This window comes from Thermostichus sp. MS-CIW-36 (assembly GCF_054059035.1).
Genome location: NZ_JBSSBR010000009.1, coordinates 63546 through 87061, shown reverse-complemented (window position 1 = coordinate 87061; position 23516 = coordinate 63546). Strand labels below are relative to the sequence as shown.

Annotated in this window: 16 protein-coding genes and 1 tRNA gene; 5 read left to right on the top strand and 12 right to left on the bottom strand. The window is 58.1% G+C overall.

Features of this window, described 5'->3' with window-relative positions:
* Window positions 1–778: 778 nt before the first annotated feature.
* Window positions 779–3439 (top strand): sensor histidine kinase, encoded by a 2661-nt coding sequence (locus ACVWVQ_RS06240; RefSeq protein WP_457507457.1) that lies wholly within the window; start codon window positions 779–781, stop codon window positions 3437–3439.
* A gap of 13 nt (window positions 3440–3452) precedes the next feature.
* Here the strand turns inward: ACVWVQ_RS06240 and ACVWVQ_RS06235 are convergent.
* Window positions 3453–3525 (bottom strand) — tRNA-Arg (locus ACVWVQ_RS06235).
* A gap of 485 nt (window positions 3526–4010) precedes the next feature.
* On the opposite strand from ACVWVQ_RS06235, the gene ACVWVQ_RS06230 reads away from it, so the two are divergent.
* Window positions 4011–4448 carry a hypothetical protein gene (locus ACVWVQ_RS06230; protein ID WP_414329770.1) on the top strand — a complete coding sequence of 146 codons (438 nt, stop codon included), beginning with the start codon at window positions 4011–4013 and terminating at the stop codon, window positions 4446–4448.
* 102 nt (window positions 4449–4550) lie between these two features.
* Here ACVWVQ_RS06230 and rpsT read toward each other — a convergent pair whose 3' ends face one another.
* Window positions 4551–4880, bottom strand: a complete 330-nt coding sequence (rpsT, locus tag ACVWVQ_RS06225) for a 30S ribosomal protein S20 (protein WP_414331315.1) — start codon at window positions 4878–4880, stop codon at window positions 4551–4553.
* Window positions 4881–4967: 87 nt separating this feature from the next.
* On the opposite strand from rpsT, the gene ACVWVQ_RS06220 reads away from it, so the two are divergent.
* The gene (locus ACVWVQ_RS06220) at window positions 4968–6332 is read left to right on the top strand and encodes a CRTAC1 family protein (protein WP_457507455.1); all 1365 of its coding nucleotides are present in this window, start codon (window positions 4968–4970) and stop codon (window positions 6330–6332) included.
* Here ACVWVQ_RS06220 and moaA read toward each other — a convergent pair.
* The 8 genes from moaA to pflB all read right to left on the bottom strand — a co-directional run bounded on the left by moaA (window position 6329) and on the right by pflB (window position 19203).
* Entirely contained in the window at window positions 6329–7306 is a 978-nt protein-coding gene (moaA, locus tag ACVWVQ_RS06215; protein WP_457465768.1) for a GTP 3',8-cyclase MoaA, read from the bottom strand. The two genes, ACVWVQ_RS06220 and moaA, sit on opposite strands and share 4 nt — an antisense overlap.
* 767 nt (window positions 7307–8073) lie before the next feature.
* Window positions 8074–9060: a sulfate ABC transporter substrate-binding protein gene (locus ACVWVQ_RS06210; protein ID WP_457507473.1), complete on the bottom strand. Its 987-nt coding sequence runs from the start codon at window positions 9058–9060 to the stop codon at window positions 8074–8076.
* Between the two features lie 204 nt (window positions 9061–9264).
* Window positions 9265–12075: a bifunctional acetate--CoA ligase family protein/GNAT family N-acetyltransferase gene (locus ACVWVQ_RS06205; protein WP_457507453.1), complete on the bottom strand. Its 2811-nt coding sequence runs from the start codon at window positions 12073–12075 to the stop codon at window positions 9265–9267.
* Window positions 12076–12085: 10 nt separating this feature from the next.
* Complete coding sequence (gene adhE / locus ACVWVQ_RS06200) at window positions 12086–14716, bottom strand: bifunctional acetaldehyde-CoA/alcohol dehydrogenase (RefSeq protein ID WP_457507451.1); 2631 nt, start codon at window positions 14714–14716, stop codon at window positions 12086–12088.
* A 92-nt stretch (window positions 14717–14808) separates the two neighbouring features.
* Window positions 14809–15219 (bottom strand): OsmC family protein, encoded by a 411-nt coding sequence (locus ACVWVQ_RS06195; protein WP_457507449.1) that lies wholly within the window; start codon window positions 15217–15219, stop codon window positions 14809–14811.
* 191 nt (window positions 15220–15410) lie between these two features.
* On the bottom strand, window positions 15411–16160 hold the full coding sequence (gene pflA / locus ACVWVQ_RS06190; protein WP_457507448.1) for a pyruvate formate-lyase-activating protein: 750 nt from the start codon (window positions 16158–16160) through the stop codon (window positions 15411–15413).
* 244 nt (window positions 16161–16404) lie between these two features.
* Entirely contained in the window at window positions 16405–16815 is a 411-nt protein-coding gene (locus tag ACVWVQ_RS06185) for a pentapeptide repeat-containing protein (protein WP_457507447.1), read from the bottom strand.
* Between the two features lie 81 nt (window positions 16816–16896).
* Entirely contained in the window at window positions 16897–19203 is a 2307-nt protein-coding gene (gene pflB, locus ACVWVQ_RS06180) for a formate C-acetyltransferase (RefSeq protein ID WP_457507445.1), read from the bottom strand.
* Window positions 19204–19616: 413 nt separating this feature from the next.
* Between pflB and ACVWVQ_RS06175 the strand changes: the two genes are divergently transcribed.
* On the top strand, window positions 19617–20696 hold the full coding sequence (locus tag ACVWVQ_RS06175; RefSeq protein ID WP_457507443.1) for a VOC family protein: 1080 nt from the start codon (window positions 19617–19619) through the stop codon (window positions 20694–20696).
* Window positions 20697–20815: 119 nt separating this feature from the next.
* Here the strand turns inward: ACVWVQ_RS06175 and ACVWVQ_RS06170 are convergent, their stop codons facing one another.
* Window positions 20816–21181: a response regulator gene (locus ACVWVQ_RS06170; protein WP_457465653.1), complete on the bottom strand. Its 366-nt coding sequence runs from the start codon at window positions 21179–21181 to the stop codon at window positions 20816–20818.
* A 291-nt stretch (window positions 21182–21472) separates the two neighbouring features.
* The gene (locus tag ACVWVQ_RS06165) at window positions 21473–22420 is read right to left on the bottom strand and encodes an NAD(P)H-dependent glycerol-3-phosphate dehydrogenase (protein ID WP_414355725.1); all 948 of its coding nucleotides are present in this window, start codon (window positions 22418–22420) and stop codon (window positions 21473–21475) included.
* Window positions 22421–22562: 142 nt separating this feature from the next.
* Between ACVWVQ_RS06165 and ACVWVQ_RS06160 the strand changes: the two genes are divergently transcribed.
* The gene (locus ACVWVQ_RS06160) at window positions 22563–23468 is read left to right on the top strand and encodes an alpha/beta fold hydrolase (protein ID WP_011432014.1); all 906 of its coding nucleotides are present in this window, start codon (window positions 22563–22565) and stop codon (window positions 23466–23468) included.
* Window positions 23469–23516: the final 48 nt, after the last annotated feature.

The window sequence follows — 23516 nt, the reverse complement described above, 5'->3', positions numbered from 1 at the left end:
ATCGGGAAAATCTGAATACAGGTCTTACTACAGATAAACCCAAACTCGAGAGCAGGAGAAGTTTTCTGTGATTAAACGTCAGGCTTAGCGTTGCACAGGAAAGCATAAAAAAGAGAAAACGCTTCACGCAGGCTAAGGGCAGGATCACACCGAGAAAGCTCAACGCAACGTCAACTCTCGCAAGAGCGCAAAGACATCTCGAAGCCTACCCTGACCCTACCTGCCAGGGGGATCCCACTGCTTGGGATCCGAAATGCAACTGACGATACTATAGCAGAGGCACCCCCCTTCCCACAAGCCCGGCCCAAAGCCTCCCGGTCGCATCAGCAGGGTGTGACCCTAGGCCTTCTCCCCGTGAAGTTGAAGTCCAGCTCAAGTTGAAGGTTTGGTGTCGGAGAACACATATCTAAATATCTAAGAGTTACCCTGAAGCCATGCTTAAGGTTAGGAATTTGTGACATACTCCCGACCCCGACTGCTGGCAGTACGGAGCGGGCTTCTCGCTTCATCGGGGAGCCTACGCAAGAACCCTCCACGAGCAGACACGGAATGTCCTACCGCGTAGTTGCACCAGATTCCGGCAAAAGCCGTTTTGTGCAACTACTCCTATCATACACCATGTGGGGGTATCTGTATCCCGGCACTGACCCTACGGGTACAGTGCGGGGCTTAGCTACCCCCACACCCCCATAAGCTAACAGTTCGAATAGATAGGATCTCCCAGGTTCTCTGAAAATCGTCCACAATGAGGCAGGGCTCATAGAATCTGGTGAGGGAGATGGCTTCAACTCGATACCGCCTGGTGCCGGTGCGGCCAGGAGACGGCAGCTTTTATCCAGAGCATCTCTATTTGGCCTTAGAAGCCACCCAACTGGGCTATTGGCAACTGGATTTGCGCACCTGGAAGTTGAGTGCCTCTCCCCAATGCAAGGCCAAATACGGGCTGGATCCCGGCCAAGATTTCACCCTGGAAGTGTTTTTGCAGTATGTTCACCCGGAAGATCGCCAAAGGGTGAAAGAAGCTTTGCAGACGGCTGGGCCCAGGGCGGTAGAGGGGGATCCCAACTTTTCGGTGGAATATCGGGTTTACCAGGCCGACGGCCAGATGCGCTGGCAGCTTTCCCAGGGGATTGTGCTCTTGGGGCCGAAAGGGGATCCCGGCCAGGTTGTCGGCGTGACCCTGGACATCAGCGAGCGCAAGCAACTAGAGGCCACCTTGGCTGAGCGGGAGCGTCGCCATCCCCAGATCCTGGAAGCTCTGCCCGACATGCTGCTTTGTCTGGATCGCCAGGGCCGCTGTCTGGAGTTCAAGCCGCCCAGCCATTTTTCTGTCCCCCATCCCCCTGCCTACTATTTGGGCAAAACCCTTGAAGAGCTGTTTCCTGAGGTCGCCTGCGCCGGTGCGGCAGAGCCCACAGCCCAAGCCATTCGCGAGCATCTGGAGCTGGCCCTAGCAACCCGGCAAGCTCAAGAGATCGAGTACCCCTGCCCAGAGGGATCCCCTCAGCCCCAATATCGGCAGGCTCGCATCGCCCCCTATGGGGAAGATCAAGTCCTGATGATCATTAGAAACATCACCCCTCGTAAGCAAGCCGAGCTGAAGCTGCAGCGGCAATTGCAGCGAGAAAGGCTGTTCAGCCAGCTCATTCAGGCCATCAACGCCTCGCTCGACTTGCCCACCCTGTTTGATGTGGCAGTCCGGGAAGTGAGGGCAGTGTTACAGGCAGCACGGGTTACCCTTTACCAGTACCTGCCGGCTGAGGCTGTATGGTTAGGTGTTGCCAGCTACGTCCAATCGCCTGATCTGCCCACTGCCCTTCACCTGCACATCCCGGATAGTCCAGACATTGTGGCCATCCAATACTTGAAGCAGCTGCAAGTTTTTCATGCGCCGGATCCCGAGCAAGTTTTGGATCCCTTTGCTATCCATGAAAAGCGAGAATACCACCTGGGCCCTTGGTTGGTGATCCCAGTGGCTTGCCAGGGAAAAGTGTGGGGTGCCCTGTCCCTGCGGCGCCTGACCTCAGATCCGGATTGGCAAACCGACGAGATTGAGCTGGCCAAGGCCATTGGGGAGCACCTGGCGGTGGCCATTCAGCAGGCAGAGCTTTATCAAAAGCTGCAACAGACCAATGCCGAATTGGATTACCAAGTGCGGGTGCGCAATGCAGAGCTCGAACAAGCTTACAACGACGAAGCGCTACTCCAGCTCATCACCGAAGAAATTCGCTCCACTTTGGATGAACAAAAAATCTTGGAAACGGTAGCCCGAGAACTGGCCCTGAGCTTGAACCTATCCAATTGCACCATTGCCCTTCATGACCCAGAGCGGCAGGTCAGCGTTTTGGCGGTGGACTATTTGGCCGGAGAAGGGATCCGGCGCTTCCCCCTGGAGGTTTCGTTTGCGGATTTCGCCCATGTGCTTCGTCAGCTCCAGTGCGGACAGCTTTGCCACTTCAGCAATCTCCATCACCCCTGCTGGCCTAACCATGACCGCTGTACCCTGATCGTCGCCCCCATCTGTGAAAAAAGGGATCTGGCAGGGCAAGACGAGGAACTGCTTGTTTTGGGGAATATTTGTGGATCCCGTCCACCGGGGCAGATATTTACCGAGCGGGAACAACGGCTTATCCAACGGGTAGCCGGCCAATGTGCCATCGCCATTCGCCAAGCACGTCTTTATCAAACGATCCAGCGTCAGGTGCAACAGTTGCAGGAGCTCAACCAACTCAAAGATGAGTTTCTGCACATGGTCTCCCACGAAATGCGCACACCTCTCACCAACATGAAGCTGGCTATTGGGTTTCTATCTAAAGCCAACCTAACTGAGCGGGAAAGGCGCTACTTGCAGATTTTGGAGATGGAGACCAACCGCGAGCTGGAGTTAATCAACGACCTGTTGGAATTGCAAGCCCTCGAATCCGGAAACAAAGTCCTCAGACTTACCTGTTTATCTCCCCAGGAATGGATCCCCAATCTTGCCGAGCCCTTCCGGCTGCGGGCTGCGCAGCAAGGCCAACAGTTCCAGGTGGAATGGGATCCCGACCTTTGGCCCCTCTGCACGGATGAGAGCCTCTTGTCGCGGGTGGTCAGCGAGCTTTTAAACAATGCGTGTAAGTACACCCCCACTGGGGAAAGCATCTATTTGAGTGTGAGCCAGGCTAACTCCAATGGCCGTCCCGGCTGGCTGATCACGGTGCGCAATACAGGGGTGGAAATTCCTGCAGAAGCGTTGCCCCGCCTTTTTGAAAAGTTCTATCGCCTCCCCCAGTTGGATTGCCGCAACGCCGGGGGAACGGGCTTGGGTCTATCGCTGGTTCAAAAGGCAGTGGAGCTGCTGCAGGGATCCCTGCGGGTAGAAAGCCACTCTCGGCAGGTGATGGTTCAGATGTGGTGCCCCCATCAGGGCAGCTTGTCGGAAACCCCAAGCAAGGCTTAGAGGGCAAGGCCAGCGCCTTGCGCAGGACTCGAACCTGCAACCATCGACTTAGAAGGTCGGTGCTCTATCCATTGAGCTAGCAAGGCCGAAGAAAAGGATGCAGAGCCATTATATCCCCGACCAAGTTCCCAATCCCCAACCCTGCCCACCTGCCTCTGGCTTGGATTTCCGCAGTGTTGCTTGGGCAAATTGCGCGGTTTGCCTTAGGGAGCCAGGGCGGGATCCCTTCACCATGGGAATGTTGGTTTTCGCTCAGGATATGAACGTCAAAGAGATCGTCTGCCAAGCTCTTGGAACGGGACGTCTGGGCGTCTCTCAGGAAACTTGACTGTACGGATAAGGAAGACTTGCAGACGGCAGATGCTTTGAGCAGATGCTTTGATCAGTGCCTTTTTGGATGGCGCTGTGCAGCGGGAGAGCCACAACTGGGCTCCCTGTGCATCGATCCCTTAAAATGGGCGAGCCGAAAGCAGAAAAGTACTCGTTTGAGTTCGAGGATCCCATGCAACCGAGCTATTGCGTCGGAGATAAGTCCAAAATGGGTGTTGAGGTGTCGAAAATTGGGATCCCCATGCCCTTGCTCCCTGATCCTGGCTCAGTTGGGCGAAAGAAAGCTTCTTCCGGCACTCAATCCCTGTCTCCGGCAGCCAAGCGCCTGTTGCGCCTCTATCACGGTGGTAGCTTCATCTTTCTGGGCCTGCTGTGGCTGGTAGTCGGGATCCCCAGTCTCTGGGCTTTGCGAGCGGATATAGCCCGCCTGTGGGATTACTTTACTTGGACGGGCCTGCGATATGCCCTGTTTCACCGCCCAGGATGGCCGACTTTGGGGTTATTGCTCTGTGTCAGCTTCACGATGGGGATCCTGATTGCCCAAAGCCGCTATGAGCTGTTCGGCCTGTATCCGGTGGAGCGTCTCATGCTGGAGCAGCAATCCCGCTGGATCCTATCCTTGCCGGTGTGGCATCCGCTGCGGCGCTGGTTGGTGCGCAGGTTGGATACTCAAGATTAGGTTTTGGCTGCTACTTGGGATCCCTGCCGGCACCGAGGCAAAATCTCGTTTGCGTGCGGCTGAAATCCCGCACAAGCACCACTTCCGAAGCAGCAGGAGAAGTCAATCACGCCCACCCAAAGCCTCAGCCTGGGATTTTTCCGAGGAAGCCACAGATAGCTTCACAATCCGGGCCAGCCGAGCCTTACGACGAGCGGCTGTGTTTTTGTGCAGGACGCCGGTTTTGGCAGCTTTATCAATGCGGCTGAAAGCAGCACTCATCGCCGCCTGGATTTCCTGCAGAGTTTCTTGCTGTGGGTTGGCGGCATAGGCAGTTGAGAGGGAGATCACTTTCTTCATCAGAGCGCGCACCATGGCTTTGGTGGCTTTATTGCGCAGCCGATTCCGCTCTGCGATCTGAACACGCTTGATGGCAGATTTGATGCGTGGCATGGTTGAAGGGGAAGTTCCAGCGAAGATCCAGCATACCATCAGAGCTGGAAGCTCCACCAGTTCCTATTGTTCTCCGATGGGATCCCCATGTTTCAAGATTGCAGCTCGCAGATCCGCTTCAACCCACCTGCCCTTTTCTATGGGGTTGCCGCCTGCGATTTGGATCGGGATGGGGCCTTTGAGCTGTTTGTGTGCGGGTTCCGCGGCTCCAATCGAGTCTTGAAGTGGGATGGGCAAACCCTGGTGGATCAAGCAGACGACACCCTGGCCGATGCAGGGCGCATGGCAATTGGGGTGGCTGCCGCCGACTTTGACGGGGACGGGCAAGAGGAACTCTACGTTTTGAATACCGATACCTTCGGGGGGCGCAAGCGCTTTGGGGATCGCCTCTTCGACTGGCAGGGATCCGCCTGGGTGGATCTGTTCTCCCTGCCGCAAAACCAAGATGCCCTCAACTTGACCGCAGGTCGCTCTGTAGCCTGTGTGGATCGTCTTGGCCAGGGGAGCTATGGATTTTTCGTAGCCAACTACGGCGGCCCTATGCGCCTCTACGAGTTGGGCCCTAACCAAATGATCGCCGATGTAGCGCCAGAAGCGGGATTGAATCGGGTGACGGGCGGGCGGGGTCTGGTGGCCTTGCCCTTGGTCTCGCAGCGGATGGACATTTTTGCCGTCAATGAGCAGGGACCTAACTTTCTGTTTCGCAACCGGGGAGATGGCACCTTTGAAGAGATTGCCGCTGAGGTGGGCCTGGCGGATCCGGACGAGCACGGACGTGGCGTGGCGGCGGTGGATCTGGATGGGGATGGACGGCTGGATTTGCTCTACGGCAACTGGGAAGGCCCCCATCGCCTCTGGATCCAGACCCCCGACGGTTTTTTTAAGGATGTAGCCCCCCCGGAGTTGGCTAGGCCCTCCCGCATTCGCACGGTCATCGCTGCCGACTTCGACAACGACGGCTACCCGGAGCTGTTTTTCAACAACATCGGCGAGCCCAACCGTCTGTTTGCTTGGCGCTCAGGCCGTTGGCAAGCCATTGACATTGGAGATGCTGCCGAGCCCCAGGGATTGGGGACAGGAGCAGCAGTGGCCGATGTGGATGGGGATGGTCGTCTGGAATTGTTGATTGCCCATGGGGAGTCTGGCGCCCAGCCTCTCAGCTTCTATCGCCCTCAGGCCAATGCCAACAACTGGCTGAGAGTTCTGCCCCTCACCCGCCAGGGAGCCCCGGCCCGCGGCGCGTTGGTAAGGCTGCTCACCTCCACCCGTACCCAGATCCAGGCCATCGACGCCGGCAGCGGCTACCTCTGTCAGATGGAGCCGGTGGCCCACTTTGGCCTGGGATCCGAAACAGGGGTCAAGGAAATCCAGATCCAGTGGCCGGATGGGAAACAGTTGCAGGTGGCCCACCCACCGGTCAACCAGCTTTTGCGGATCCCTTATCCCCGCTAGCCGCCAATCTGAGACATGGTGCGCCGGTAGGATCCCTGGCTGCCGGTGTCCCGTCCTTTGAAGTTGATGTCCGGCTTGATGTCCAGCAGTTCTCGCACCTGCTGTCTTAGCCTTTCGGCAGGGATCCCAGCTCGCAGCGGATCCCGCAGGTTGATTTGGCCGGATTCGTTGAGCAGGCAAGGGCGCAGCCAACCGTCGCTGGATAGCCGCATGCGGTTGCATCGATCGCAAAAGCACTCCGACATCTGGCTGATAAAGCCCAAGGTGCCTTTTGCCCCTGGGATGCGAAACACATCTGCCGGCCCATTGCCGGCCACAAACCCGGGTTCCAGGCCAAAGCGAGCGCGAATTCGCTGTCGCAGCACCTCAGACTCTACCCAGCCCGTCTGCTGGAAGAGGGCAGCATTGCCGATGGGCATAAACTCGATGAAGCGCACATGCCATTGCCGCTCCAGGGTAAGGGCAGCCAGATCTTCCACTTCCGATTCGTTGAGCCCAGGGATCACCACCACATTCAACTTGAGGGGATCAAACCCCACTTGGTGGGCAACTTGGATCCCGGCCCAGACCTGCTGCCAGCGATCCCGCCCTGTGATCAGCCGAAAGGTCTCGGGGTTGAGGGAATCAAAGCTGATGTTGATGCGGCGCAGCCCCGCTTCATAGAGGAGTTGGGCCTTTTGGCTGAGGTTGAAGCCGTTGGTGGTAAGGGACACATCTCTCACCCCAGGCAGGCTGCACAGGGCCCGGATGAGATACTCCAGCCCCGGCCTCAGCAGGGGTTCGCCGCCGGTGAGGCGAAAGCAATCGATCCCCAAGGGCAAAAACACCTCTTGAACCAGCGTAAGGATTTCCTCATCAGTCAAGCGCTCTGGGGCTTGCAGCCAGGCCAACTCTGCCTCGTCGGGCATGCAGTACTGGCAGCGGAAATTGCAGCGATCGATCAAGCTGATGCGCAGATAGTTGACGGTCGGCATGGCAAGCTGGGCCAGGAAAAAAATGGCAACCTTTCCCCTCAAGGGCACTTTCCGTCGCTTTTGGAAAACCTCCCAGAGTCTTCATCCGTGAAGGCAGCGAGAACCGTCTTGAGATTTTAGCTGGCGGGGGCAACACCTCCAGTTTGCAGGATACTGCGAGGATTGAGGTGCAAATCTCTACCCAGATTCATTGCAGTGCTTCGCGTGCAGCAGGGGTGGTGAAGCAGCGAGCCAGCAGAAAGAACAATCCCTCCATCTCCGCTGGCTGCTCAGCCTATGGCTTTTGTGTGATGACCGACAAAGGCGCACCGCCACAGGAAGGCAGGCAGCAGGTGGTGATACACAACGCGCCCATCACAACCCTGACCATGAGTCCACCCTCAAGGCGCAGGGTGCTGGGCAAGCCTATGGTGGAGGCCGGTCATGGGCAGTTCCTGAACTCGGCGCTGCCCTGGGTTGGGTTCAAGCGGGGCAAGGCTGGAGCCAGAGAGAGGGCGGCAGGCACCTCTCAGGAGTGTCCGGCGTGGGGTGAGGCGCTGAGAACCCGCTGGTATGAGTGCTCTTGTGGCTGTTGGCTGCCCAGGGATGTTGCCGGTGGGATGGTGCTGCGGGATCGGGTTGGGGAGCGCGGTGAGGTGCTCGCCAGGGGGACGAAGTCCTCAAAGGCCCCTGGAGAGGTTCTGGCGGGGATGTCCTCTAGGGCATCGGGTCAAGACTCGGTGAAGGGGGAATCTCCTGCTACTTGCTTTGCGTTAGCGGGATGAGCGTCAAAACTGGGCTTGGATGCGGTCAAACAAGGCCCCATCGGCAAAAAAGCGGTTTTGGACAACCTCCCAGCCTCCCAGGTCGGCGACGGTAACCAGCTTCTCAACAGGAGGGTACCGCCAGGCAAACTCTTGGGCCACCGTCGGCTCCACCGGGCGAAAGCCCACCTCGGCAAAGGCCCGCTGCGCTTCTGGGGTGAATAGGTAGTCCACAAAGGCTTCGGCCACGGCACGGGTACCTTTGCGATCCACATTGGCATCCACCACGGCTACGGGGTTGTCGATGGAAATGTTGGGGTCGGGCACCACATAGGACAGGGATTGGCCGCGCAAGCCCGCCAGGATCACCTCATGTTCGTAGGTGAGCAGGGCATCCCCTTGCCCTTTCTGGAAAAAAACATCGGTGGCCTCCCGCGAGTCCCGCGGCAAAATACGGACATTTTTGTAGACCTGGGTGGTGAAGGCCAGGGCCTGAGGTTCAGGGACAGCGCTCCAGAGGGCTAAAAAGTTCCAGCGAGCCCCCCCTGAGGTTTTGGGGTTGGCGGTAACCACCTGCAAGCCGGGCCGAGCCAGATCCGGCCAAGAGCGGATCCCCTGGGGGTTGCCCTCCCGCGTTACAATTACTGCCACCGAACGGGTAACGATCCCTTGGTTGGGGGTACGGGCTTCCCACCCCGGCTGAATGAGACCGGCAGCCACGATGCGCTCCACATCCAGGGCCAGAGCCAAGGCCACCACATCGGCATCCAGCCCGTCGATGACCGCCCGCGATTGCGTTGCTGAGCCGCCGTAGCTGCTTTCTACGCGCACCCGTTGCCCCGTTTTCGCCAGCCAATCGGCCTCAAAAGCAGGAACGATTTTCCGGTAAGCGTCTCGAGTTACCGCAAAGGAGGCCAGGAGAATCGCTACTTCCTCTCTGGATCCCCCTGAGCCCATACCGCTGACACAACCACTGAGGCCAAGAAGAAGGCCAAAAATTAGGGATCCCATCCCCAGCCACCGTCCCCCGCTCGCCAGCAGCCTCTGGATCCCGCCTGTCTTTGTAACCTCCATAGCCGTCCTCAAAACCTCGGGCCGCCCTCGCCCCCAGCCTCTCTCCGACAGAGGGGCTCCGCTTGCTGTAGGCGGAAGGAGCAGGCCCTTGTTCCTATTCTACGGTAAGCCGGTCGGCAAACCGTTTTTATTTAAGGATCCCTAGGCAGGACAGGGGGTGGGGATCGCCGCATCGACAGCGAGATCCAGCGTGGCCTTGAGAATGCCAGGATCCTCTGGAGAAGGGTGCAACTGGAACCCCAGCCGCTGACACAGGCGGCGCATGGCCTCGTTTTCGCAAAGAACCTCGCCGGTGAGGCGCTGGATCCCTTCGCAGCGGGCCACCTGAATGAGGCGGGTCAACAGCTCCGTGCCAATCCCCTGTCTTTGATAGGGATCCGCCACCAGCATGGCAAACTCCGCTTCTTCGGGAAGGCCGTGTTTCTTGGAGAGGCGGCTGATGCCGAGGATTAAGGACTCCGTCTTGCTGGCGCGGTTGGCTTTTGGCTCCTGTTTTTCGGCCACCAGGGCGATCTCGCGGTCGTAGTCGTTAAAGCAAATGCGGGTGAGGCGCTCATGGGCGATACGGGCGCTGTATTTGATCGGGTGGAAGTAGCGCAGATAGACGCTGTAATCAGAGACGTGGCGGTGAAAATCGATCACCAGAGGCTCATCTTCGGGGCGGATGGGGCGGATGGTGATGCCGTCCCGGAAGGGCCAGATGTACTGGGTGGGGTAGGGGCGGATGGCCAAAGGCACCTGGGGATCCTGCTCCGTTCGCAAAATAACGCGGGCATCGAGGGCCACCAACCCCTTGGCAGAAGCCAGCAGCGGGTTGATGTCAATTTCTCGGATGTCCTGCTGTTCGGCCACCAGTTGGCTAAAACGCACCAAGAGCTGTTCTAGGGCCTCCAGATCGACGGCTGGGCGTCCCCGCACCCCCTTGAGGGCTTTGTAGATGAGGGTGTTTTCCATCAGACGCCGGGCCAAGGTGGTGTTGAGGGGGGGAAGGCCGATGGAGCGATCTTGAAACACCTCCACCAGTTGTCCGCCACTGCCAAACAGCAACACCGGCCCAAATTGGGGATCCTGGCTGCTGCCCAAGATCAGCTCGTAGCCATCCGTGCCCACCAAAGGACTTTGTCCCGCTGCCACAAAGGGCTGCACCGTGACCCCCTGGAAGTGCTCGGGCCCCGCTTTTTCGGTAACGTTGCGGTAAATTTGCCCAAAAGCCCGCCGCACCGCCTCGGCATCGGGCAGGTTGAGCTGCACGCCACCCACCTCGGTCTTGTGGGTGAGGGTGTGGGAGTAGAGTTTCACCACCACCGGGTAGCCCATAGCCTCGGCAGCTTCCACCGCCGCTTCGGGACTCTCAGCCACCCGCGTCGGCACCACCGGGATCCCGTAGGCGGCCAGGATCTCTTTGGACTCCGCCTCGGTTAGAAGCGTTCGACCTTCCCGCCGAGCTTGGCTAAAGGTTTGCTGCACCTTGTCGCGCTCTACCGCTGTTGAAGGGGGCAGAGTGGGGGTCTCGTAGAGGGCCTTGAGGTTGTAGCTAAATCGCCACAAATAGCCGAACACCCGCGCCGCTTGATCCGGGTAGCGGTAGGTAGGGATCCCGGCTTGGTTGAGGATGTGCTCGCCCGCATCCACGCCAGCTCCCCCCATCCAACTGGCCAGAATGGGCTGCCGGGATCCACTGCGCCGCCAGGTCTCCACCACTTTCTCGGCAGTGGCCGTGGGATCCGTCATGGCTTGGGGGGTGAGGATGACCAGGCAACCCTGGCTGCCGGGATCTTGCAACACCACTTCCAAAACTTGGGCAAAGCGCTCCGGATCGGCATCCCCCAAAATGTCAATGGGATTGCCGTGGCTCCAGTGGGGCGGCAGGATCTGGTTGAGCTGCTCCAGGGTTTGGGGAGAAAGCTCGGCCAGGGATCCCCCGGCGCGAATGAGGGCATCGGTGGCCAGCACCCCTGGCCCGCCGGCATTGGTGAGGATGGTCAGGTGAGGGCCCTGAGGACGGGGCTGTTTGGCCAGCACCTCCGCCAGGTCGAAGAGATCTTCAATGTGATCCACCCGCAGCACGCCGCAACGGCGGAAGGCCGCATCCAACACTGCGTCGCTGCCGGTGAGGGAGCCCGTGTGGGAAGCGGCTGCTTGGGCCGCCGCCTGGGTGCGCCCCGCCTTGATGGCAATAATGGGCTTGCTCAGGGCCACTTCGCGGGCCGCCGACAAAAAAGAGCGGGCATCCCCGATGGATTCCATGTACAAGACAATGCTGTGGGTATGGGGATCCTCGCCCAGGTAGTCGATTAAGTCTCCCCAGCCCACATCCAGCATCGATCCCAGAGAGATAAAGGCGCTGAAGCCCACATTTTCCTGCAGGCTCCAGTCCAAAATCGAGGTGCACAGGGCCCCACTTTGGCTGATGAAGCCCACATTGCCGGGCCGGGCCATCTGGGCAGCAAAGGTGGCGTTTAAGCCCGTGTGGGGGTTTTGGATCCCCAGGCAGTTGGGGCCAATCAAGCGCAGCTTCCCAAGGACTCCGTCCCGCTGACGCGATTGGATAGTCTGCTGAATTTGCTTCTCCAGCTCCCAGCCAGCAGGGCCCGTTTCCTTGAAGCCTGCTGAAAGAACAATGGCGCCCTTGACCCCGGCTTCTACGCACTCCTGCACCACCTCGGGCACCCCCGCTGCCGGAATGGCGATAATGGCCAGATCCACCGGCTCCGGCAAAGCGGAAAGCCGCTCATAGGCCCGGATCCCCAACACCTGGTGCCGCTTGGGATTGACGGGGTAGACCGTGCCGCCAAAGGGGTGGCTGATGAGGTTCCACAACACCGTCCGCCCCACGCTGCCCTCCCGCTCCGTGGCCCCCACCACCGCCACCGAACGGGGCAGAAAAATGGGATTCAGGGGATGGGATCGGGCCCTCCAGATATCCACACTGGGATCCAGTCGTTGCCACATACCCTACTCCTTAGGCCAACACTGGTTCCGGCTGGTGGTAGAGAGCAGAATCCACCCGGCAGCCCCGATAGGCCAAAACGTACAGCTCCTTCATGTCTTGAATGAGGGGATAGCGGGGGTTGGCGCCGGTGCATTGGTCGTCAAAGGCTTGCTCCGCCATCGCCTCCAGGCGGTCGTAAAACTCCCGCTCTTTCTCCCCCAGGGCCTCGCGAATGGTGGCCGGGATCTCCAGTTTCCGCTTGAGCTCTTCGATGGCCTCAATCAGGCGCATGACCTTTTCATCGTCATCCGCCCCGCCCAACTGTAGGTAATCGGCAATTTCCGCGTAGCGGTGTTTGGCGTTGGGATAGCGGTATTGGGGAAAGATGGCCTGCTTAAAGGGGGCGTCGGTGGCGTTGTAGCGGATGACGTGGGTGATCATCAGGGCATTGGCCAGGCCGTGGGGCAGATGGAAGGTGGATCCCAGCTTGTGGGCCAGGGAGTGGCACACCCCCAAAAAGGCGTTGGCAAAGGCCATGCCGGCAATGGTGGCGGCGTAGTGAACTTTTTCTCGGGCTTCTGGATCTGCAGCACCTTTTTCATAGGCCCGCGGCAAGTAGGTCATGAGCAGCTTGATGGCTTGTAATGCCAGCCCATCGGTAAAATCGCTGGCCATCACCGACACATAGGCTTCCAGAGCGTGGGTGAGGGCATCGATACCCCCGTAAGCCGTCAGCTTCTTGGGCATCTTGAGGGTGAGATCCGGATCCACAATGGCCATGGTGGGGGTGAGGGCGTAGTCCGCCAGGGGGTATTTGATCCCCACCCGGTCATCGGTCACCACGGCAAAGGGCGTCACCTCGGAGCCGGTGCCGGAAGTGGTGGGGATGCAGATGAGCTGAGCTTTTTGTCCCAGTGGGGGCAGCTCGTAAACCCGCTTGCGGATGTCCATAAAGCGCATCGCCAAGCCATCAAACTCCACCTGGGGCTGCTCGTACATCAGCCACATCACCTTGGCCGCATCCATCGGGGATCCCCCGCCGACCGCGATGATCACATCCGGTTGAAACTGGCGCAACTGCTCCAGACCGCGATTGACGTTGCTGAGGGTGGGATCCGGCTCTACATCGTGGTACACATCCCAGCTCACGCGAATCTCATCCAAAACCTGGGTGATGGGATGCAACATGCCCAGTTCAAAGAGCGGCTTATCGGTCACCAAAAAGGCGCGTTTTTTGCCGGCCAATTCCCGCAGAGCAATGGGTAGACATCCGGGCTTGAAGTAAATCTTGGGCGGGATCCGAAACCAGAGCATGTTTTCCCGGCGTTGGGTCACGGTTTTGAGGTTGAGCAGGTGATGCGGCCCCACATTGTCGGAGACAGAGTTGCCCCCCCAAGTGCCACAGCCCAAGGTCAGAGAGGGATCCAGCTTGAAGTTGTAGAGATCCCCGATTGCCCCCTGGGAAGAGGGAGTATTGATCAACACTCGCGCCGTTTGTAGGGCATTCTCAAAGTAGGCAATATCGTCTCGATTGGCGGGATCTGTGTACAAAACAGAGGTATGCCCCCTGCCCCCGAAATTGACCAGTTGAACGGCCACTTCCACAGCAGCGTGAAAATCCTTGGCTCGGTAGAGGGCCAAGATGGGGGCCAATTTTTCGTAGGAGAAGGGCTCCTCAGGCCCCACCTTCTCCACTTCCCCGATCAGCAGTTTGGTGCCTTCGGGAACCTGGATCCCGGCCAGGGTGGCGATGGTTTGCACCGGTTGGCCCACAATGGCCGGATTGAGGCGACCGTCTTTGAGAAGGATGCGGCGCACGGCTTCGGTTTGTTCCAGATCCAAAATGTAGGCCCCCCGATGGCGAAACTCGGCCTTGACCTGCTCGTAGATGGCATCCACCACCACCACTGCCTGTTCTGAGGCACAGATCATGCCGTTGTCGAAGGTCTTGCTCAACAGAATCGAGCTGACGGCTGTGGGGATGTCGGCACTGGCATCGATCACTGCCGGGGTATTGCCCGCTCCCACCCCCAAAGACGGGTGGCCCGAAGAATAGGCCGCTTTGACCATGCCAGGCCCGCCGGTAGCCAAGATCAGCTTCACCTCAGGATGCTGCATTAAGGCCTGAGAAAGCTCGATGGTGGGCTCGTCGATCCAGCCGATCAACCCCACAGGAGCGCCCGCTGCCTCGGCAGCTTCTCTGACCACTTTGGCCGCGGCAATGGTGCATTGTTTAGCCCGCGGGTGGGGAGAAAAGATAATGCCGTTGCGGGTTTTTAGGGTGATCAGAGCCTTGAAAATGGTCGTTGACGTGGGGTTGGTTACCGGCACAATACCTGCCAAAAGACCCACCGGTTCAGCAATTCTCTCGTAGCCAAAACTCTCATCCCGCTCGATAACCCCGCAGGTTTTCTCGTGTTTGTATTTGTTGTAAATGTATTCTGAGGCAAAGTGATTTTTGATCACCTTGTCTTCCACAATGCCCATGCCGGTTTCCTGTACCGCCAGCTTGGCCAACGGGATCCGTTCGTTGTTGGCAGCCAGAGCGGCTTTGTGAAAAATCCGGTCTACCTGTTCTTGGGTGAAAGTTGCATATTCAGCTTGGGCAGCCTTCACCTGCTGGATCAAGGTTTCCAGCTCGGCTAGATTGGTTACTGGCATCGGTGGATCCCTCCAAAACTCATCAAGACTTAGACGATAGGAACAATTGACAATCGGATAGTTGGAAATAGTCGAATAACCCGAATGGCAATCTAGGCGCCAACAGGAGCAGGAACTTGGATTTCGGTGGTCAGGGTGGGGGGATGGGTGAGCGTATTGTGAATGATGCAGGCATCAACTGCTTTTTCCAGACCCTTTTGATGCCTTTCGTCCAGCGGGATCCCGATTTTGACTTGGATGCGAATGTTGTCTAGGCGAGCCGGATGCTCAACTTTCTCCGCCGTGACCACCACAGCCAACCCACTGGGATCCAACTGTCGCGCTTCCAGATATTTGACGGCATAAAAACCAACACAGGCACCCAGAGAAGCCAAAAACCATTCCGGCGGCGTCATTCCCTGATCTCGACCGTGGTTGTCCAAAGGCTGATCGCTGAGAATGCGGTGCCCTCGACTTTCTGCTTGAAACTGAACGCCATCGCGGTAGGTGACGCAAACTTCCATTGGGGATCCCTCCTCTTGGGGTATTCTTCAGTTCACATAGAGTCCGTAAAGTTAGCCTGGGGATCAACTTGGATTCCAGTCAGCTCAGGGCCAATCTGGAGACGGTGCAGAGGTTCTAGAGATTAACTGTGAATCACTTCGGATCTAAGCGTGACCTGGCTATGCTGACCCAAGCCGCAACTGCAGAATTGTCAAATAGCCACCAGTCCTTGATCCCGAAAGATTTGTAAGGCATGATTCACCTGTTCGGGTGTGGGTGGATCGACATCGGCAAGGGTGTAAGGCAATCCCAATTGCTGCCATTTGTATTCCCCCATCTTGTGAAAGGGCAAAACTTCCACTCGCTCCACGTTGGATAAGGTGGCCACAAACTCGGCCAGGCCCTTAATGTTTTCCTCGGGATCCGTCAGCCCCGGAACAAGTACAAAACGAATCCAGGTGGGCTTGTGGATCTGGTCTAAATAGCGGGCCAGATTAAGAGTGGGTTCTAGCGAAACACCGGTAACCTTTCGATACAGCTCCGGCAGATAAGACTTGATATCCAGCAACACCAAATCTGTATGCTCCAACACAGGCTTGGCTGCTTCCAGTTGCCCATAGCCAGAAGTATCCAAAGCCGTGTGCAAGCCCAACTCATGACAGCGACGGAAGATCTCGGCCACGAAGTCAGGTTGCAGCAAAGGCTCTCCCCCGGTAACCGTAACTCCCCCCCCTCGCAAGTAATTCCTGTAGCGTTGGATCTCGGCAATCAAAGACTCAACCGTAACAAGCTGTCCCGCCTGCGGATCCCGACAGTCGGGGTTGTGGCAATACAAACAGCGAAGTGGACAACCCTGTGTAAAAATTACGAAGCGGATTCCTGGCCCATCGACGGTGCCACAGGTTTCCACCGAGTGAATGCGCCCAGCAATTGGTGTCAGGGGGTTCATAACGGTATCCATACTTTTATCCTGGATGACTTTTGCAAAATATCAATCAATCTTGAGGTTTTCTTCCAGATTGCTAACTCAGGTTAAATAGAACACATCAGGTTAAATAGAACACAGTTTCCATTTCTCTTTGGATTAGGTTGGGGCTAGATTTTTTTAGATCCCTAGGGTCTTTTAGCTAGACCGCTGCTATCCTGGCTGGAAGGGAGAAAGGGGGATAAAAAGCCGAAAGGGCAGCTTGGGGATCCCACCCAGCTCAGACCGATGGGTCGTGTGGGCTAGGCACAGAAGTATCCACCGCGATGCCGTGTAGGCGATGGGCCTTGGGATCAAAATCCTTCGGGAAATGGGTATAGGCATCGACATCTGCGTGATCCAGCAGGGCGCCTTCTAAGAGGGCCTCTCGAAAATCGCTGCCAAAGAGGAGACATCCCCGCAGATCGGCTCCCAATAGGTTAGCTCCGCTGAAGTCGGCATAGCTGAGATCGCACCCCCGCAAATTGGCCCCCGCCAAGTTGGCCCCACTGAAATCGGCATAGCTGAGATCGGCGCCAGCCAAATGGATCCCCTGCAGCTCAGCCCCCTGCAAATCGATCTCCCGAAAATCGCGCCGTCCTGAGGCATACTGGCTGACCAGATCCGCAGCGCTACAAACAGTCATGATCATCGGGCCTCCTCGGTTATCGATGGGGGATCCCTTCCCTCGACCCTGGTGTGGGCGGACTTCAGGGATCCCCAGGCTGGTCTTTTAGCAGTGTTGATGGAACGTGCGGTTAATGACATCCAGTTGCTGCTCGCGGGTGAGCTTGATGAAGTTCACCGCATAGCCGGAAACCCGGATGGTGAGCTGTGGGTAGAGCTCCGGGTGCTCCATGGCATGCAGCAGGGTCTCGCGGTTGAGAACATTGACGTTGAGGTGGAAACCGCCATCCCGCATGTAGCCATCCAGCAGCCCCACTAGATTGGCAACCCGCTCCTCCGCTGTGCGACCTAGGGCCGCCGGCACAATCGAGAAGGTGTTGGAGATCCCATCCAGAGCGTCGTCGTAGGGCAGCTTGGCCACCGAAGCCAGCGACGCCACCGCCCCCTTGGTGTCCCGGCCGTGCATGGGGTTGGCCCCTGGGGCAAAGGGCTCGCCCGCTCGCCGCCCGTCGGGGGTGTTGCCGGTTTTCTTGCCGTAGACCACGTTGGAGGTGATGGTGAGGATGGACTGGGTGGGCACCGCATTGCGGTAGGTCTTGTGCTTGCGCAGCTCCGCCATGAAGGTCTGCACCAGTTGCACCGCAATGGAGTCAACTCGGTCGTCGTTGTTGCCGTATTTGGGGAAGTCGCCCTCCACCGCGTAATCCACCACTAGGCCCCGCTCATCCCGGATGGCCCGTACCCGCGCGTATTTGATGGCGGATAGGGAGTCGGCTGTTACCGACAGGCCGGCCAACCCAAAGGCCATGGTGCGCAGCACGTCCCGGTCGTGCAGGGCCATCTCCAGGCGCTCGTAGCAGTACTTGTCGTGCATGTAGTGGATGATGTTCATGGTGTTGACGTAGGTTTTGGCCAGCCAGGCCATCATCTGCGCCATGCGCGGCCACACCTCGTCGTAGTCCAGGACATCGGCGGTGATGGGGGCGAAAGCAGGAGCCACCTGCTCGCCGGAGATCTCATCCCGACCGCCGTTGATGGCATAGAGCAGGCACTTGGCCAAGTTCACCCGCGCTCCAAAAAACTGCATCTGCTTGCCGATGCGCATGGCCGACACACAGCAGGCGATGCCGTAGTCATCCCCCCAGTAGGGGCGCATCAAGTCGTCGTTTTCGTACTGGATGGAGCTGGTTTCAATGGAGACCTTGGCGCAGTAGCGCTTGAAGGCTTCCGGCAGCCGCTCCGACCAGAGCACGGTCAAGTTGGGCTCGGGCGCCGGCCCCAGGTTGTAGAGGGTATGCAGCATGCGGAAGCTGGTTTTGGTAACCAAAGGCCGCCCATCCAGGCCCATGCCGCCGATGCACTCGGTAACCCAGGTGGGATCCCCGCTGAATAGCTCGTTGTACTCGGGCGTGCGCAAAAACCTGACCATGCGCAGCTTCATAACAAAGTGGTCAATGAGCTCCTGGGCCTCTTCCTCGGTGAGGATCCCGGCCTGCAGATCCCGCTCGATGTAGATGTCCAGGAAGGTGGACACCCGCCCCAAGGACATGGCCGCCCCGTTTTGCTCCTTGACGGCTGCCAGGTAGGCCAGGTACAGCCATTGGATGGCTTCGCGGGCGTTGGCTGCCGGACGGCCCAGGTCAAACCCGTAGCGGGATCCCATCTCTTTCAGCTCTTGTAGGGCCTTAATCTGCTCGGAGAGCTCCTCCCGCAGGCGGATGGTCTCTTCGTCCATCGTGTCCAGGTCTAGACTGGCTTTTTGGGCCTGCTTGTCTTCGATGAGCCGATCCACCCCGTAGAGGGCCACCCGCCGGTAGTCCCCAATGATGCGACCCCGACCGTAGGCATCGGGCAGGCCGGTGATGATCCCGGAGCGGCGGCAGCGGCGCATCTCTTCGGTATAGGCGTCAAAAACGCCGTCGTTGTGGGTTTTGCGGTACTGGGTAAAAATTTCCTTGGTGCGGGGATCCAACTCGTAGCCATAGGCTTTGAGGGAAGACTCCACCACGCGGATGCCGCCAAAGGGCATGATGGCCCGCTTCAGAGGTTTGTCCGTCTGCAGCCCCACAATCTGTTCCAGCTCTGGGTCGATATAGCCAGGGGCGTGGCTGGTGATGGTAGAGGGAACAGCGGTATCGGCATCTAGGATCCCTCGCTCTCGCTCCAGAGCCATCAAATCCTTGACCTTGGCCCACAGCCGCTGGGTGCGCTCGGTGGCTGCAGCTAAGAAGGTTTCATCACCGGTGTAGGGGGTGTAATTGCGCTGAATAAAGTCTCTGACGTCGATGGAGCGCTGCCAGGATCCCGGCGCAAAATCGCTCAAAACTTTTTGACCGGCTGCGTTGGATCCTGTCCTTGGTTCCGCCTTCAATTCTGTAGGTGATGCTACAGAACGCTGCACACTGGCAACCATAACCATCCTCCCGGCTATTACGCCTGATAATCTATCGACAGGGCGAGGCAGCACCCCGGCCTTTGCCCCACGCAGGCTCCAAAAGAGAGCTAAAGAACCAATAGATCTCTGCAAGGCTTATAGGGATCCTACGAAGGGCTTTTAGCAACTCTTCTGTTTCTTTTTTAGGCGTTCTAAATACACCTCGCCTGATTTAATTTTAGTCCCTTGCGCTCTGAGGATATTTTCGGTTGCGTGATTTTTTAATCTTATTTTCATCCTATTTTTTAATGCTGTTTTAATATCTTCTTAACGTTGTTTTACGCTTTTCCATCGGCAAATGGCGGGCCTATGCTGAGGTAGGACGGCCCAGGTCGTCTGTTGCCGTGAGAACGTCAGGATACTCGGCCTTTGCCTTAGCAGTGCCTTGCTCTATGAACCAGTCCAATCGAATCGTCCAAGGGATCCATCACCTGCACTTCTATCTTTGGGATCTGCCCCGTTGGCAGGAACACTTTTGTCAGGTTTGGGGCTTCCGAATGGAAGGACAGCTCGGCAGTACCCTCTGTCTGCGTCAGGGATCCCTGCGCTTGCGCCTGTCTCAGCCTGCTTGCCCTGGGGATGAGGTGGATCGCTATTTACAGCAACATTCCCCTGGCGTGGTGGATGTGGCCTTAGCGGTGGGGGAGCAAGAGCTGTCGGGCTTGACAGAGCTTCTGCAGAGGCGAGGAGCCCAAGTGGAGTGGATCCCGGCAGAAGAGGAAGGCGGCCCCACTCTGCGCCTGCGCACCCCCTATGGACTTCGGCATTCTTTGCTCCCCGGCTCAGGGATCCTCGATTCAGCTCCCGCCGAGGAGAACTTGTTTTCCCACTGGGATCATGTGGTGTTGAATGTGGAGCGGGGATCCCTGCAGGCGGCAGCGGATTGGTATGGGCAGGTGCTGGGTTGGCGGCCTTTGTATCGCTACAGCATCCGCACCGACAACTCCGGCCTAGAAAGTGTGGTGGTGGGAGATCCTGAAGCAGGGATCCAATTGGCCATCAACGAGCCCACCTGTGCCGCTTCCCAGATTCAAGAGTTTTTGGATGCCCATCGTGGCCCCGGCCTGCAACATGCGGCGTTGCATAGCTCGGATATCGTTGCCGGTGTGCGCCGGCTGCGACAGGGGGGCGTAAACTTTCTGCAGGTGCCGTCGGAGTATTACACAAACCTGGCAAGGGAGCTGGCTTCTGGAGCAATACTCCGTTCTGGTGGGTTGCCCCCCGCCATCTCCTGGCACGACTTGGTGGAGCAGCAGCTCCTTTTGGATGCCACCTTGCCTGCTTCTGATTCCCCACACCCCCCCCTGTTGTTGCAAACCTTCACTCAGCCTCTGTTTGGTCGGCCCACGTTTTTTTTCGAGGTCATCCAACGATTGGGTGGAGCCACAGGCTTTGGCGAAGCCAATTTTCAAGCCCTGTTTGAAGCTCTAGAACGCCAACAGCGACAACGGCAGAAGGCTCGGGCCTGTTAACACCCTCGTCAACGCTCTGGGGATCCGGTGGGAGCACTAGGGGAATGTCTCCAGTTCAATCAACACAACTGCACCCAGAGTTTCCAGCCGACCGTTCGGGTATGCGGAAGGCGGTCAACTCAAGACAATTGGGCAGCAACGGCTTTCAACAGGTGTTTTTGGTCAACGGGCTTCGTCAAATAGGCATCGGAGCCAAAGCATAACCCCTGTTCAATCTCTTCGGGAGAGATTTTCGAGGAGAGAAAGACGAAGGGGATGTGAGCTGTAGACTGATCCCATCTCAGGGCATCCAGCACCCCATAGCCGTTCAGCTTGGGCATCACCACATCGCACAACACCAAGTCGGGCATCAGGGTGCGCACCATCTGCAAGCCCTCTTCTCCATCGGTGGCCGCCACCGTGTCGTACCCCGCTCGTTGCAACACCTTCTGCAGATAGGTGCGAATAGAGGGTTCGTCTTCAATCACCAGGATGCGTTTGGACATAACTTTGTAAAAAAGCAAGCAAAAACCCAGCCCAGCCTGTCGGGCCCACTATCCACTTCCCGGAGCAACAGAGATCCGAGTTGATGCAGGAGCAAGTAAAAGAACTATAGGGGCAGTGTAGGGAAACCCTGAGGAAAAAAACTCCGCCAAATCGCTCATTCTGGGATCCCACGGCTCTGCAAAAATCCTGGTAGCGTGAGGGACAACTTTCCTTGTCCGTAGATTTGCGGTTATGCCAGGTAGCCCAAACTCCTCTCCTCCTTTGGGAGAGGGGCCGGGGGGGAGGGCAGCCTATTCTGAGGTCAGTTGTCGTTCCATCAGGCGGGCGAGAGCGGCGGTGGGAGTGGTCTGCCCTTGCAGCAACTGGTGAACCTCTTGAGTAATGGGCACGGGGATCCCGTGTTGGGCGGCAATTTTTACAACGACCGGAGCTGTGTAAACGCCCTCGGCAGTACCCTCCATTTCGGCCAAAATCTGCGACAAAGGCTTGCCCTGGCCCAGCCCGTAGCCCACCCGGTAGTTGCGACTGAGGGAACTGTGACAGGTGGCCAGCAGATCCCCCAACCCCGACAGGCCGTTGAAGGTTTCTGCCCGTGCCCCCAGCTTGGATCCCACCCGGATCATCTCTGCCAGGCCGCGGGTAACCAGAGCCGCACGAGCATTGGCCCCCAGTTGCAAGCCATCACACACGCCAACAGCGATGGCGATAACATTTTTCAGGGTGCCGCCTAGCTCCACTCCCAGCGGATCGCTGCTGGTATAGAGGCGGAACCGCTCCGAGGAAAGGGCATACTGCACCTGCACAGCGGCCCAGGGATCCCGGCTGGCCACCACTGCCGCTGCCGGCAAGCCTTGGCGGATCTCCGCCGAAAGATTAGGCCCCGAAAGCACCACCAGGGGCTGCTCCGGGAAGGTGGCCCCCCAGATTTGGGTAGGGGTCAGAAGCTGCAGTGGATCCAACCCTTTGGTGGCCGAGACCAAAATTGCCTGCGGCGGGATCCCCACTTGGCGCACCGCTTCCACCACAGGGCGTACCCCCGCCATAGAGACGGCTGAGATGAGGATTTGGGATCCCTGGAGCACCTCTGCCAAATCCAGGCCCTTGCGGCGATCCCAAACCCGCACCCGGTGCCCTTGCCCCTGAGCCAGCATTGCCAGGGTACTTCCCCAAGCCCCGGCTCCCAAAATGGCAACGCTTTGAGGAGATGTTGGGCTTTGGCCTTCTGCGCTAGTGTTCATCTAATCTGTTCACCCGCAGACTTTCTCTTAAGCTTTCTTCGTAGGATGCCTCTCAAAAAACCTGCACCGGCGAAGGGAAGACCAACGGCAAAGGTTAGTATGGGTGGATACCAAATCATGGGTTAGCTCGAGAGCAGACGACATGGCAGAAGCAGGGATCCCCCGTCTTCCTCCTGAGGTAGCCGCCAAGATGGGAACCTGGCAGCACGGCTATGCCCTTACCAATGGCATTCAACTGCACTATGTCACCCAAGGGGAAGGGGAGCTGGCGATCTTGTTGCACGGTTTCCCGGAGTTTTGGTACTCCTGGCGGCATCAGATTCCGGTGTTGGCGCAGCGGTTTCGCGTGGTGGCACCCGATATGCGCGGCTACAACGATTCCGACAAACCGGATCACGGCTATGACCTGGATACCCTTACCGAGGATATCCGCGGCTTGCTAAGCCACTTTGGGGCCCGAAGAGCGGTGGTCGTAGCCCACGATTGGGGGGGAGCCATTGCCTGGCACTGGGCGCAATTTTTCCCTGAGGAGATTCGCAAGCTGGCCGTCCTCAATTCTCCCCATCCGGCCTGCTTTCGCCGGGAATTCTTGAGCAACTTGGATCAACTGCGCCGCAGTTGGTACCTGTTCTTTTTTCAATTGCCTTGGCTGCCAGAGTGGGTGCTGCAGTGGGATTTGGGAGATTGGGTGCGCCGCATTTTCCAGGAAACCTCGGTGCGCAAAAGCGCCTTCACCCGCCACGACCTCAAGCTCTACCAAGAGGCCCTCTCCAAACCCAAGGTTCTCACCTCTGCCCTCAACTACTACCGCCAGCTGTTTAACCTGCCCACCTTGCAGAACCTGTTTTTGCAGCCCATGCGGCAAATCCTCGCCCCTACCCTGCTGATTTGGGGAGAAGAAGACTTTGCCCTCAGCCGCGAGCTAACCGAGGGGATGGATCCCTTTTTCCCCAACGGCCTGCGCAAGGAGTACATCCCCGAATGCGGCCACTGGGCGCAACAGGAAGCGCCGCAAACCGTAAATCGGCTGCTGATGGAGTTTCTCTAGTGGGCCGGGCTTGGGATCCGCCCTTTACCATCTCCGAGAGTTCACCCT